The 12705-nt window shown below is 48.2% G+C and carries 13 protein-coding genes and 1 tRNA gene; 7 read left to right on the forward strand and 7 right to left on the reverse strand.

What is annotated here, in order from left to right; all coding sequences use genetic code 11:
• Positions 1 to 57: 57 nt before the first annotated feature.
• From R2X38_RS15465 to R2X38_RS15475, 3 genes are all read right to left on the reverse strand, one after another.
• Positions 58 to 1353 (reverse strand): MFS transporter, encoded by a 1296-nt coding sequence (locus tag R2X38_RS15465; protein WP_317523207.1) that lies wholly within the window; start codon positions 1351 to 1353, stop codon positions 58 to 60.
• A 40-nt stretch (positions 1354 to 1393) separates the two neighbouring features.
• On the reverse strand, positions 1394 to 2131 hold the full coding sequence (locus R2X38_RS15470; RefSeq protein WP_317523208.1) for a glycerophosphoryl diester phosphodiesterase: 738 nt from the start codon (positions 2129 to 2131) through the stop codon (positions 1394 to 1396).
• Between the two features lie 361 nt (positions 2132 to 2492).
• A complete protein-coding gene (locus tag R2X38_RS15475) occupies positions 2493 to 3524 on the reverse strand; it encodes a GlxA family transcriptional regulator (protein ID WP_317523209.1) in 1032 nt (343 codons plus the stop codon).
• Between the two features lie 131 nt (positions 3525 to 3655).
• On the opposite strand from R2X38_RS15475, the gene R2X38_RS15480 reads away from it, so the two are divergent.
• Together R2X38_RS15480 and R2X38_RS15485 are read left to right on the forward strand one after the other, a co-directional pair.
• Positions 3656 to 4264: a LysE family translocator gene (locus R2X38_RS15480; protein WP_317523210.1), complete on the forward strand. Its 609-nt coding sequence runs from the start codon at positions 3656 to 3658 to the stop codon at positions 4262 to 4264.
• 179 nt (positions 4265 to 4443) lie between these two features.
• A complete protein-coding gene (locus tag R2X38_RS15485; RefSeq protein WP_317523211.1) occupies positions 4444 to 5292 on the forward strand; it encodes a hypothetical protein in 849 nt (282 codons plus the stop codon).
• 170 nt (positions 5293 to 5462) lie between these two features.
• Here the strand turns inward: R2X38_RS15485 and R2X38_RS15490 are convergent.
• Both R2X38_RS15490 and R2X38_RS15495 read right to left on the reverse strand, forming a co-directional pair.
• Positions 5463 to 5553 (reverse strand) — tRNA-Ser (locus R2X38_RS15490).
• A gap of 109 nt (positions 5554 to 5662) precedes the next feature.
• Positions 5663 to 6577: a DUF808 domain-containing protein gene (locus tag R2X38_RS15495; RefSeq protein WP_317523212.1), complete on the reverse strand. Its 915-nt coding sequence runs from the start codon at positions 6575 to 6577 to the stop codon at positions 5663 to 5665.
• Between the two features lie 288 nt (positions 6578 to 6865).
• Here R2X38_RS15495 and R2X38_RS15500 point away from each other — a divergent pair, with 288 nt between their 5' ends.
• From R2X38_RS15500 to R2X38_RS15520, 5 genes are read left to right on the forward strand one after another with little or no spacing between them, the layout of a single operon-like run.
• Entirely contained in the window at positions 6866 to 8029 is a 1164-nt protein-coding gene (locus tag R2X38_RS15500; protein ID WP_317523214.1) for a cytochrome c oxidase subunit II, read from the forward strand.
• Positions 8029 to 9813 (forward strand): cytochrome c oxidase subunit I, encoded by a 1785-nt coding sequence (gene ctaD / locus R2X38_RS15505; protein ID WP_317523215.1) that lies wholly within the window; start codon positions 8029 to 8031, stop codon positions 9811 to 9813. Before R2X38_RS15500 ends, ctaD begins: the two co-directional genes overlap by 1 nt.
• The gene (locus R2X38_RS15510; protein ID WP_317523216.1) at positions 9810 to 10400 is read left to right on the forward strand and encodes a cytochrome c oxidase subunit 3; all 591 of its coding nucleotides are present in this window, start codon (positions 9810 to 9812) and stop codon (positions 10398 to 10400) included. Before ctaD ends, R2X38_RS15510 begins: the two co-directional genes overlap by 4 nt.
• A 14-nt stretch (positions 10401 to 10414) precedes the next feature.
• Complete coding sequence (locus tag R2X38_RS15515) at positions 10415 to 11113, forward strand: heme-copper oxidase subunit III family protein (protein ID WP_317523217.1); 699 nt, start codon at positions 10415 to 10417, stop codon at positions 11111 to 11113.
• Between the two features lie 25 nt (positions 11114 to 11138).
• Positions 11139 to 11471: a cytochrome C oxidase subunit IV family protein gene (locus R2X38_RS15520; RefSeq protein ID WP_317523218.1), complete on the forward strand. Its 333-nt coding sequence runs from the start codon at positions 11139 to 11141 to the stop codon at positions 11469 to 11471.
• Here R2X38_RS15520 and R2X38_RS15525 read toward each other — a convergent pair.
• Together R2X38_RS15525 and R2X38_RS15530 are read right to left on the reverse strand one after the other, a co-directional pair.
• A complete protein-coding gene (locus tag R2X38_RS15525) occupies positions 11464 to 11646 on the reverse strand; it encodes a hypothetical protein (protein WP_317523219.1) in 183 nt (60 codons plus the stop codon). The two genes, R2X38_RS15520 and R2X38_RS15525, sit on opposite strands and share 8 nt — an antisense overlap.
• 293 nt (positions 11647 to 11939) lie before the next feature.
• Positions 11940 to 12644, reverse strand: a complete 705-nt coding sequence (locus tag R2X38_RS15530; protein ID WP_317523220.1) for an NAD(P)H-dependent oxidoreductase — start codon at positions 12642 to 12644, stop codon at positions 11940 to 11942.
• Positions 12645 to 12705 lie beyond the last annotated feature (61 nt).

Raw genomic sequence — 12705 nt, forward strand, 5'->3', positions numbered from 1 at the left:
GCTAACACCGCTCCCCCTGACTTGTACAATCGTCACAGTGACAAGATAGCTAGTCAATTATGAAGCAACTGGCTCTGAGTTCACTTGTCGATTTTGCTGACGACGCTTCACGACCAGCAGTACACCAGCACATAGCATACCTGCCGATGATACCACTAGACCAATACCGAAGATCATTTGGTAAGCCTCGATCTTGTCAAAGGTATCGATGATCCAACCGTTGAGCGCATATGCCCAGAACACAGACGCGTAAGCTGCAAACGAACCAACACTCATTGCTGCGCCACTGCACTGTTCAGGAACACCCGCTTCAGCCACTGGGGCTAGGATAATGCCTTTTGCTAAGAATATAGAGAACGAGAAGCACATCAGCAAGATGATATTCATCATCAACATACCTTCACCTTTTGGCATCAAAATCGTTGCCAATAGGCATAGCGCAGTCAAACCAAGGGCAAACATCATCATCTTAGTTGATGACTTGAATAGGAAATCTGACAATGAACCTGCGACAAGCCCAGCAATAACACCCATAGCACCAGTATTGATGATGCCGAACATCGCTGCTTGAGACGTAGTGAGACCAAATACAGCCTGTAGGTAAGGTACTGTGTAAATGAGCGTGATGTATGTCCAGTACACGGTCATTGACGTCAGTGCAGCAAGCCAAACAGTTGGCATTTTCAGTACATGAATAAGCCCCTGTAGTGCCGCTTTGTTTTTAGATTCGCCTTCTTCAACTTCCAACTGGTTATTAGGCACATATTTCCAGATCAGGTAGATCATCGGGATAATAAGAAGGGTATAGAATAGAATCGCACCTTTGAATACCAGAATAGAACCACCGATCAGCGCCATGATACCCACAATCGCAGCGTTCATGCTCATTTCCATCCCACGGCGTACTGACTCGAGCAAACCAAAAGCCATACCTTTGTTCTTGTCTCCCGACATCAGGTTGACACCGTTCACGACCGCAGGCCAGAAAATAGCATCTGTGATACCCCAGATACCCGCTATGATTGCAAGTACTGTAAATTCAGGCTGAAATAGAATGATAAACATCATACTGACAAAGCGAACGGCAAGGCTGCTCATCAAAATCGAGCGCACGGAAAATCGGTTATTTACCCAGCCAGCAGGAATGTAGAAGAACATTGCCGAGCCGATTAGGGTAAACAAAATCCCCATTTGGGTATTGTCGATATTCAGCACATCCAATAATAAATTGTAAAATGTGCCTTTAAACGCTTCAAAAGCAGAGTAGATGATCTGCCCAGACATGATCACCGACAAGAAGCCGTAGAACCTTTTGTTAGAATCAAATCCAATTTTTTCAATTATTCTTTTCATAGCAAGATGTCTTCAATTTAGTTGTTATAGGACGTAGCCATTATTTTTTATACTTTGACGGGAATTGATTCGCGATATCAGTGAAGACACCATCGACCCCCCAATTAAACAGTTGGTTGGCACGGGCAAGATCATTCACTGTATACACATTGATTTTGTAACCAGCTGCCTTGAACTTCTGTACTTTCTCTTTGGTTAGGTTGACATCTTCTGGATGGATATATTCAGCCTGGCAAGCTTCCAAGATTGAGCACCAGTCGTCCCATAGGTTTGCATCTTCAAATAAGCAAGCCACTGCAGTTTCTGGTCGTCGACGCTTAAACTCAGCAAGCGCTAAATGGTTAAAGCTTGAGACGATCAGCTCACGCTCTGGGCTTAATTTTTCTAAGTCACGAATAACATTAGTTAGTAGCTTGTCGGTCATCTCCCAACCGGCAGTGCAAGACTTAATCTCGACATTGAGGTTAAGCTCATGTTCATTTGCGAGCGTAACGAGTTGTTCGAAGGTGGGGATTCTTTCGCCAATGAAGTCATCATGGAACCAGCTACCTGCATCTATGCCAGGTAGGTCACTAACGGTAAGGTCATACAAGCTTCCGCAGCGATCAGTACAGCGATCCAGCGTATCGTCGTGAGATAAAACGACCGTTCCATCGGCCAAGATGTCGACATCACATTCAATCCATTGAATTCCATATTGCTTACACATGGAAAATGCCGCTAGCGTATTTTCAGGGGCAAGTGCAGACATACCACGATGAGCAAATACTTTTTTCATTTTGTTACCTATATTATTTTCGAACGAGCATTGTCGTGGTCGAAAATATACAGAAGGACAGGAATAGAAAATGTGATGTATATGCAATAAGGGCAAGCAATAATGTGACATGCTCTGCAAAAAGCGCACAAACACAATAGAAAACTCTAAAATAAACTTAAATGCTACAAAAAATCACAATCTAACCCGCCTTGAAAGCAACCTAGCGATATATTGCTTTGATACCTTCAAATGAAGCAGAACTTATCGCAAAATCACTTTCAGCGCATAGAGCTAGGCAAAGAATAGCTCCCGCCAATTAATAACCTATAACTATCAGGCAAGAAAAAATATAATCCACAATTGTGAATCATCATGATGGCTAATTTACTTTGCCTTCTTTCTTCGACTGGACTGGGCTATATCCAAAATGTTTTTTGAACACTTTACAAAAATAACTCACGTCAGAGAAACTCACTTCATTGGCGATATCAGACAGGCTATAGAAGGAGTTTTGCAAGCGCCAATGAGCATGCGACATCCTCATGGCCGCCCAGTACTCGCGAGGGCTAACCGACAGCTCCTTTATAAACACCCTATCGAGTTGCCGACGACTTAACCCTAATTGAAGCGCCAGTTCCTCAACACTCAAAGGCACTGATAAATTCTGGCGCATCAGAGAAATCCCCCGTGAAATATGACGGTTATGTTGATGCACTACATTTTTATCATCACCTAGTGACTTTAAATGATGCTGTCGACTCCGTGTTTCATCCACCAGCATATCAGCAAGGCCCTTCAACGCCTTCTCTCGTCCAGACTTACGCGCCAATAACTCAATGGCCAATTCAATAGCCGCAGTCCCTCCCGCACAGCTTATTCGCTTACCATCAATACAATAAAGCTGGTCTGAGCTTGCTTTCAATGTCGGATAAGCCGTTTCAAATTCTTGTAAATGTCGCCAGTGAACCGCCACTTCACAACCATCAAAAAGACCGAGTTCAGCGAATGTAAAACATGCATTATCCACTGCAGCCAAGCTAAGACCTTTCGCCGCCGCCTTCTTTAGGAAAGGTTTATACTGTGATGCCACCGACCTCATCTCATCAGCACTACGTCCACCAAATACAACAACGTAGTCATACTTTGCTAACTCGACTTGTTCAAAGCTATATTGAACCGAAAGATGCACTCCACTACTTGATATCACTTCCCCCCGAACCAGCCCCGCAATATCCCAAGCACAATATCTCTGCTGGCTGAAATCCTCATCGTCAGCAGAAAATCGCAATTTATCGAGGAAGCTACCAAAAGGTAACAAGTTGAATGTTGGTAATGGCACCAGAAGAAACCGAACATCAGGCTGCGAGTCTGATTGCTTAGAGGCATATCTTGCTGGTTGCATTTTGTCCATCGTTTATGTCGTTAAGTTACTTTCTCTTGTTATGTCCAAATATTACCTTATGTAGTCCTAAAACTACCAAATAAATTGTTTTATTTGCTCATATACTGCCAAGCACTATCTTCACTTTTTAAGGTAACTTCATGGGATTGGAAACTTGGCTGTTATATTTGGTGGCAGTGACCGGATTGGCTTTTGCGCCTGGCCCAAACGGCCTACTGGCATTGAGCCACGGCGCGTTGTACGGCCGTAAAAAAACACTCTCCACCATCCTTGGCGGTGTAACCGGTTTTGTTGGTGTTATCGCACTCTCTATGTTTGGGATTGGCTCGCTGATGATGGCTTCAGCCAATGTCCTCTACTGGCTAAAATGGTTAGGGGGCGCATACCTTGTCTATCTCGGCATTCAGTTATGGCGTTCACCAGCCATTACCCTTGAAAGAACCTCAGCAGCCAACCTTGGCCACACGACTAGATTCAGGCAAGGGCTGTTAGCCGCCATTGCCAATCCGAAAGTGATACTGTTTTTTGGTGCTTTCCTGCCACAGTTTATGACGCCGGATGCTTCGTTGGTTATGCAGTTTGCGATTTTGGCGGCGACATTTGCCGTGGTTGAATTCAGTGTGGAATTCTTTGTTGCCTGTATCGCTCACCAACTGCGACCGTGGCTACAAAAGAGTGGCCAGCGCTTCAATCGCGGGTGCGGAACGGTGTTTGCACTCTTAGGAGCAAGCCTGCCACTGAGCCAATAACCCTCGTTATTCCCAGCACCTTACCTAGCAATAAGGTGCTTTCTCACAGACATTCTCAGCAGTTCGTATCAAATCCGATATACTTAAAACCATGCTATTTTTGTGACACATGTAACACTTTATGTTCTTATATAGTGTTGCTGCTTTGTCGCGTGGTTGGCGTTGGAGGTAGATGCGTGATGTGTTCATTGACTCGAAAACTCTTCCCTTTTTCCCTCATCATTCCCTTGCTAATCAGTGGCTGTAGTTCCGACCCTGACACCGTAAGGCGTACTGGGGAGTACAGTTTCTATGACTCAACCCAAAGCTTTATTGCATTAACGGACGCTCGCCGAAATGGTGCCGTTGTCGATAAAGGAGTGTTTTACCCGAAGAATACTTTTGCCTATACCTACCGCTACTGTTCCGATAGCCCTAAACAAGCAGCCAACGATATCGCAGAATACCAAGCGTTAGCTAAACGGGTATGTGATACCAATGGCGGTCAACTTATCAATCAGGCCAGTGGAGCATGGTGTGTCGTCGCAGCAAATACCCCCAACGAACAACCGCTTTTCTCAGCCAAAATTACCAGCACGGCCCTATGGGCTGACTTGTGCCTGGACGGTCCCTTTGTCACATTGCGGCTAAATGAAAATACCCAAGCAAACCAAAGCCAGTGGTTTGAAAGTGCGCAGGTCTTGGGTTACGAGCCCTACTCACCCTTGCGTAAAATGGCACCTGCAGGTGTGACTATGCATGCGACAAACCAGCCATCATCACCGACGACGGCTCCTTGGAGCGATGAAAGTCGGTATATTTATTCCAGTGTCGGAGCAACAGTCTGCCTGTACGATCACCCGCATCAAACCAATATGGGGCATACATACCGCGGACAAGTATTTAGTGTTAATGATGGCTTGGTAAAAGTGTCAGTCAAAGACAAATTCAAAGGTGATATCCGTACCGCCCCAGCATTAGAAAGAGTGAATTGGCACAGAAGCTCCTATATTACTGCCCCGGCCAATTCTTGGTTTGTTTGCTCATAACTTTGATTCTTTCAGGTTGGGAGAGTAAACACGCGCCACGAATCTAGCAATTCAAGGGGGATGGTTTGACGCTTGGAATTCACGACGAGAATAGATTGGGTTAATTTAAAATACACTAATACTTATTTAGGTATAAAAAAAGACGTCCTAAGACGTCTTTTTCATGTGTTTGGCGGAGAGATAGGGATTTGAACCCTAGATACGCTATTAACGTATGCCGGTTTTCAAGACCGGTGCTTTCAACCACTCAGCCATCTCTCCGTAAGTGCGGCGTATAATAAAGTAGGACTTTCTTGTTGTAAACCCCACCGCAATTCAACTGCTCAGTTAACCACCAGTTATGACAAAAATATAGGAAAGAGGCCCTATACTATGCCACCGCGTCTCTGATCCTGCGGTAAATAGTTACCACAAATAACACCACTGCCCCACTGAACAGTCCAATAGCCGCATTCACAAACGCAGGAAGCATCAAGGCACCACCAGGGACTTCTGAAGCTTGATGAGTCAGATGCTCTATCAAGATATGGGAGTGCGGCATACTGTGTACTACGATACCTCCCCCCACCAAGAACATCGCAATAGTACCGACAACCGCCAAACTCTTCATCAGATAAGGGGCCGCCTTGATCAGCGATTCACCGATTCCGCGCTTGAAGGAACCCGCCTCACTCGTTCGGGCAAGGTACAAGCCAAGATCATCAAGCTTGACGATACCTGCCACCAAGCCGTAGACCCCTATGGTCATAAACAGGGCAATCACACTGACCACCAGCACCTGGGTCAGCATAGCCGACTCTTGAACCGTACCTAGGGCGATAACAATAATCTCCGCCGAGAGAATGAAATCGGTCCTTATTGCCCCTTGTATTTTCTTTTTCTCAAACTCGACCAGATCCTCTGCCGCATCCATCTGCTCGAACTCGTCGCTGTCTTCTGGCCGATGCGGATGGAACAGCTTCTCCATCACTTTTTCGAACCCTTCAAAACAGAGGAACAGGCCGCCGACCAGTAGCATCGGAGTGATCAGCCACGGGGCAAAGGCACTGATCAGCAGTGCGGCCGGCACCAATATCAGCTTATTGCGAAACGAGCCTTTGGCGACAGCCCAGACAACGGGAATTTCACGCTCGGCACGTACCCCCGACACCTGCTGGGCATTCAATGCCAAATCATCCCCCAGCACCCCGGCAGTTTTACGGGCTGCTACTTTACTCATGACTGCCACATCATCGAGTACGGTGGCAATATCATCTAACAGGGTTAATAAGCTCGCTCCGGCCACTAATCACCTCTTTATCTTTATTGTACTGATTAACTGTAGTGAATATTTATCGGTTCTAGCCACCACGGAGAAGCAATCAAAAGGCAGCATCTAATTAAGAAATTCATTGAAGATCTCGCGGCATCGAGGATCCCCCGCTAGAATGTAACAAGATATTACCATTAATCAGCCTCTTGGCGAGATAGATATTTTTCAGCGATGACCTACCCAATCGCTGCTTTGGGAACACTTTCAGTCACATTTCATTATCACGGAAGCTAGCTTACCTATTTGCGAGGTGACAGGCTTATGGCGATTGCCATTGTCTTGATAGTGATAGTTGTGGCATCCATTGCCTTTCATTTTCTCAGCCCTTGGTGGCTGACTCCTGCTGCCTCCAACTGGGGCGAAATAGACGATGCCTTTAACCTGACGTTGGTGATCACCGGTGCGTTTTTCATTGTCATCAATCTGATGATCGCCTGGTTTGTGTTCAAATATCGCCACCGTAAGGGGCATAAATCCACCTACCAGCCTGACAACAAACGCCTTGAAGCTTGGCTTATCGGCTTAACCACAGTGGCGATAATCGGGCTATTAGCACCCGGCTTAGTGGTTTACGGCAAATTCGTTGCCGTGCCTGATGATGCCAAGGAAGTAGAAGTCGTCGGTGAGCAATGGAAGTGGAGCTTCCGCTTCCCCGGCGAGGATAACCAACTGGGAAAATCGGATGTACGTTTTATCAGCCCGACCAATCCGCTAGGGGTTGACCCCGACGATCCCGCTTCCAGCGATGACAAGATCATACTGACCCCCGAACTGCACCTTCCGCTGTACTCTCCCTATAAGGTGCTGCTCAGATCCAAAGATGTGCTGCACGATTTCAACGTACCGCAATTTCGCGCCAAGATGGATATGGTCCCCGGGAGCGTCAACTACTTTTGGCTCACCCCTACCCAGCGCGGCACCTTTGATATTTTATGCGCAGAGCTATGCGGTGTTGGCCACTACAATATGCGCGGCAGAGTTGTAGTGGAAGATGATGCCCAGTTTGGCCGCTGGCTCGCCAAGCAACCGACCTTTGCCCAAACCCAACAGCCTGCTTCAGAAAGGGATACGCCTATCACCGACCCAGTTGAGCACGGCAAAACCCTCTCTGAAGTCAATGGGTGTATAGGTTGCCATAGCGTCGACGGCAAGCCCGGTGTCGGCCCAACCTGGCTTGGTCTTTACGGTAAGACTGAAATCATGTCAGACGATGCGGAAGTGCTGGTTGACGACGATTACCTTAAAGTTGCCATTCTCGACGCCAACGCAGAAATCGTTAAAGGTTACCCACCTATCATGCCCGTCTACCAATTTAGCGATGAGGAAGTGGACGCCATCATTGCCTACATCAAGGCTGTATCATCGCCCCAAGCAGATCCCGAAAGAGCCGATAACGGGGAACAAAACAACGAGGGAGTACAATAATGTTTGAAACCAGTCCCTATGCCGTTAAGAAGCGTCCGCAGTCTTTCTGGAGCAAATATGTCTGGAGCCAAGATCACAAGGTTATTGCCATCCAGTACACACTCACCGCCATTGCCATGGGGATGATAGCGCTTGTGCTGTCGTGGATTATGCGGCTGCAACTCGGCTTCCCCGGCAAATTCGACTTTATCGACGCCAACTTTTACTACCAGTCGATGACCCTGCACGGGATGATCATGGTGGTCTACCTTCTGACTGCACTGTTCTTGGGAGGGTTCGGTAACTACCTCATTCCCTTGATGGTCGGCGCACGGGACATGGTTTTTCCTTACCTCAATATGCTCAGCTTCTGGTTTTACTTTCTAGCTTCTCTCATTCTAGTCGCCAGCTTTTTTGTCACCGGCGGCCCGACAGGAGCCGGCTGGACCCTCTACCCGCCGCAGGCCATCATGCCCGGCACACCCGGTACTGACTGGGGTATTGTGCTGATGCTGATCTCGCTGGCGGTGTTCATTGTGGCCGCCACCATGGGTGGCCTGAATTATGTCACCACAGTGTTGCAAGCCCGCACAGAGGGCATGACCCTATTGCGTATGCCACTGACGGTTTGGGGCATTTTCACCGCCTCAGCCATGGCGCTGCTGGCTTTCCCCGCTTTATTAGTCAGCGCGATCATGATGCTGTTCGATAAACTGCTGGGTTCGAGCTTTTTCATGCCCGCCATTTACTCTATGGGTCAACAGGCCGGATACGACGGCGGTAGCCCCATCTTATTCCAGCACTTATTCTGGTTCTTCGGCCACCCAGAAGTGTATATCGTGGCTCTGCCCGCGTTCGGCATTGTCTCTGATCTCATCAGTATCCATGCCCGCAAAAATATCTTCGGCTACAAAATGATGGTCTGGGCAATACTGGGCATCGCTGCCCTGAGCTTTATTGTTTGGGCCCACCATATGTATGTCAGTGGCATGAACCCGTATTTTGGCTTCTTCTTCGCCACCACCACCTTAGTGATTGCAGTGCCGACCGCCATTAAGGTTTATAACTGGCTGTTCACCCTCTGGCGCGGCGATATTCACCTCAGCCTGCCGATGCTTTTCGCTATCGCCTTTATGAGCAGCTTCATCATCGGCGGGCTAACCGGTTTATTCCTCGGCAATGTGATTGTCGATATCCCGCTATCCGATACCTACTTTGTGGTGGCCCACTTCCACATGGTGATGGGCGTCTCTCCGATTCTGGTCATCTTCGGTGGGATTTATCACTGGTACCCGAAAGTAACTGGCAGGATGATGAACTCGGCCATGGGCCATATTCATTTTTGGATCACCTTCCTCGGCACCTATGCGATTTACTTCCCGATGCACTACCTCGGCATCCTAGGTATGCCAAGGCGTTATTACAATTGGGATGATTACAGTTTCATTCCCGAATCAGCACAGTCCATGAATGCCTTTATCACCATCGCGGCTTTGGTGGTTGGGGCAGCGCAGATCATCTTCTTGATTAATCTGTTCTGGAGCTGGAAATTTGGCAAGGTGGCCGACAGAAACCCTTGGAAAGCGACGTCGCTTGAATGGTTTACCCCCGACACACCACCGAAACACGGTAACTGGGGTGAGGAACTGCCTGTTGTATACCGTTGGGCCTATGATTTCAGTGTGCCCGGCCATGACAAAGACTTCATTCCACAGACACAGCCCCCAGCCAAAGAGCCAGCCTCCGATTCATCGGGTGGAGCCGGTAGTGAATCAACAGCAAAAGCCAACAAGGAGCGGTCATGAGCAAATCAGTCCAAACACTGACCCAAGATCCTGACGCTCGCTACAGAAGCCAACTGCAGGCTCCGACATCCACTGCAGTCTGGTTGATGATTGCGGTCATTACCATGTTCTTTTTCCTGTTTGCCGTCGCTTACCGGATCAGGATGACTTTGCCTGACTGGCAGCCTGTCAATGAACCTTGGCAACTCGCGGTCAGTACCGTGATGTTGGTGATGAGCTGCGTCACCATGCATTTGTGCTATCGCAAATCTGTCCTTTTACCTTCACTACGCGCTAGTCATACGCTGTTGATTTGGACTGTGTCCTTTACGCTGGGGTTTGTATTCAGCCAGTTGTGGGCATGGCAAGCCTTGCTAGCCATCAATCTAGGCGTAGGTAGCACACCAGCAGCCAGCTTTTTCTACTTGCTAACCGGGCTGCATGCCCTGCACGTCTTAGGCGGGCTTATTGCCCTTAGCTGGGTGGTGTTCCTGGCAGGGAGCGGTCATCGCAACCAGCTTTACCCCGCCCTGCAGCTGTGCACCCGCTACTGGCATTTCCTATTGTTTGTCTGGCTGTTCTTACTCGGCCTACTTCGTTTGACGTAACGGGAGGTGTCCCCATGCCTCGTTCTGCTTATTCCGATGACCACCCTAATCACCATGCGTGGACATCGATAGTCAATGACTACTCTGCCGACAAGGCAGTGTTCAATGTATCAAGCAACAAAGCCATGATGTGGATATTCCTACTCAGCGATATCTTCGTCTTCAGTTGTTTCCTCGTCGGTTACATGGCGGTGAGAATGACCACCACCGAGCCATGGCCGATACCCAGTGAAGTGTTTGCCCTCACTATTGCCGGGCATTCCATTCCGTTAGTCCTGATTGCAATCATGACCTTCATCCTCATTACCAGCAGCGGCACCATGGCGATGGCGGTTAACTGTGGCTACCAGCAAAAACGAGGAGCGACCGCTTTATTAATGCTGCTCACTGCCTTGCTTGGCCTCAGCTTTGTTGGGATGCAAGCGTTCGAATGGAGCAAACTGATAGAAGATGGCTTCCGACCTTGGGGCAACGAAGACGGGGCGGCGCAGTTTGGCGCTTGCTTTTTCATGATCACCGGTTTCCATGGCCTGCACGTGACAGTCGGTGTTATCTATCTGCTTATCGTCGCTTGGAAGGTTTGGCGGGGGGACTATGAAAGACGGGGGAACACGTCTCAAGGGAATTACGAGATCGTCGAGATTTCCGGCTTGTACTGGCATTTCGTCGACCTGGTATGGGTCTTCATCTTTGCGTTTTTCTATCTCTGGTAGCGAACTCCTGAAGGAGGACACGCATATGGCTAGCTCAGCGAAAGCTAATACTAAAACACAGCAGAAACACCCAATCAGCCTCTACCTAGGCATTTGGCTACTGCTGTTTGTGCTCAGCGCCCTGTCTTACATGGTGGACTACTACCAGCTGGAAGGTGTGCTGCGCTGGAGTTTGATCTTACTGTTCATGGCCCTCAAAGCGGGACTTATTGCAAGCATATTCATGCATATGCTATGGGAGCGAATGGCCTTGGTCTGCACCATCTTCCTGCCCCCACTGGTGCTCTTGGTCCTTATTGCATTAATGGCCAGCGAGGCTGACTATATCTTTGCGCTCAGGGAGATGTTCTTCAGTTAGCTGACAACTCACCCGTATCAACTTGGTAAAAATCAGGCAATGACGGAGGGAGGGCTTGCCAAGCTTTTCCTTCTTTCATTTTCCCATGGCTGTATTCAAACAGCTCGGTCATAAACTCGCCGCTATAGGGCGAAGCCTCATCCGGAGCCTGAAAATCCTTATCAATAAACGCCAAGTTGAAATGAATGCCCTGATTAAGCATTAGGGTATTGATAGCCCGCTCGCCGGGAATGCGCCTGGCACTTCGCTCAGTGCTACAACAAGCAGGAGTAAAACAGCCAACAATAAAGCACCAAAGCGCTTCACAATAGACTCCTCAATATATAACTATGAAATATTCTATGAGGAGTAGCTGTCAGGTCGCTGAATCAATTAGTAACGTAAACTCGTATACCCATCGAAAAACAAAAAGCCCGCATAGACATAGCTAATGCGGGCTCAGCGTCAATCAACTATGACTTAGATTACTTAGAACCAAGATACTATCTGATCCATTTCACGGCGGGTCTTGGCAAACGGCGGCTCATCTTGGCGGTAACCTAAAGCAACCATCACTGCAGGTTTGTAGATTGTAGGGTCAACGCCAAAGTGCTCTTCCAACACATCGATGGTTTTATCCATTTCGAACCCTTCAATCGGGCATGAATCGATACCCAGCAATGCCGCAGCTGTCATCACATTACCTAGTGCAATATAAGCCTGGCGGGCCGACCACTCGGTAATTTGCTGTGTGCCTTCAATTTTGAAGTCATGCTCCTGGAATTTCTGAAAAGCTTGGTTAATAAAGCCAATCACCTCTTCCGGCAGCTGCTTCACTTCACGCATATGTTGCTGCTGGTATTCAGAATTGTGCTTCATGGTCGCATCAGTGTGGGCTAGGAAAATCACAAAATGACTCGCTGTTCCCAACTGGCCTGCCGTACCATTGAATGCGCCGTTCGCACCCCAGCTGAACTCGCGGAACAATTCGCGTTTTTCAGGCGATTGCACAACAAGGATCTGCCATGGCTCAAAGCCAAATGAGCTGGGTGACAAGCGCGCCGCTTCCAAAATAGTGTTGAATTCGTCATCGCTGATCTTACGAGTAGGATCAAACACTTTCGTTGCATGACGAGAGTTGAATGCTTCTAGGATCTGCGCCTGAACGTCGTTGGTTGGTTTGGTATCTTGCACTGTACTAGCCCTATTTCACTTCGTTATGGACAATTCTTCCCACACCATATGTTGAGCGATA

The organism is Photobacterium rosenbergii, assembly GCF_033022775.1.
GTDB lineage: Bacteria > Pseudomonadota > Gammaproteobacteria > Enterobacterales > Vibrionaceae > Photobacterium > Photobacterium rosenbergii_A.

What these genes read in the sequence shown, in the direction of transcription:
- R2X38_RS15465 (WP_317523207.1), bottom strand. Translation starts at nt 1,353, where the DNA reads ATGAAAAGAATAATTGAAAAAATTGGATTTGATTCTAACAAAAGGTTC.
- R2X38_RS15470 (WP_317523208.1), bottom strand. Translation starts at nt 2,131, where the DNA reads ATGAAAAAAGTATTTGCTCATCGTGGTATGTCTGCACTTGCCCCTGAA.
- R2X38_RS15475 (WP_317523209.1), bottom strand. Translation starts at nt 3,524, where the DNA reads ATGGACAAAATGCAACCAGCAAGATATGCCTCTAAGCAATCAGACTCG.
- R2X38_RS15480 (WP_317523210.1), top strand. Translation starts at nt 3,656, where the DNA reads ATGGGATTGGAAACTTGGCTGTTATATTTGGTGGCAGTGACCGGATTG.
- R2X38_RS15485 (WP_317523211.1), top strand. Translation starts at nt 4,444, where the DNA reads ATGTGTTCATTGACTCGAAAACTCTTCCCTTTTTCCCTCATCATTCCC.
- R2X38_RS15500 (WP_317523214.1), top strand. Translation starts at nt 6,866, where the DNA reads ATGGCGATTGCCATTGTCTTGATAGTGATAGTTGTGGCATCCATTGCC.
- ctaD (WP_317523215.1), top strand. Translation starts at nt 8,029, where the DNA reads ATGTTTGAAACCAGTCCCTATGCCGTTAAGAAGCGTCCGCAGTCTTTC.
- R2X38_RS15510 (WP_317523216.1), top strand. Translation starts at nt 9,810, where the DNA reads ATGAGCAAATCAGTCCAAACACTGACCCAAGATCCTGACGCTCGCTAC.
- R2X38_RS15515 (WP_317523217.1), top strand. Translation starts at nt 10,415, where the DNA reads ATGCCTCGTTCTGCTTATTCCGATGACCACCCTAATCACCATGCGTGG.
- R2X38_RS15520 (WP_317523218.1), top strand. Translation starts at nt 11,139, where the DNA reads ATGGCTAGCTCAGCGAAAGCTAATACTAAAACACAGCAGAAACACCCA.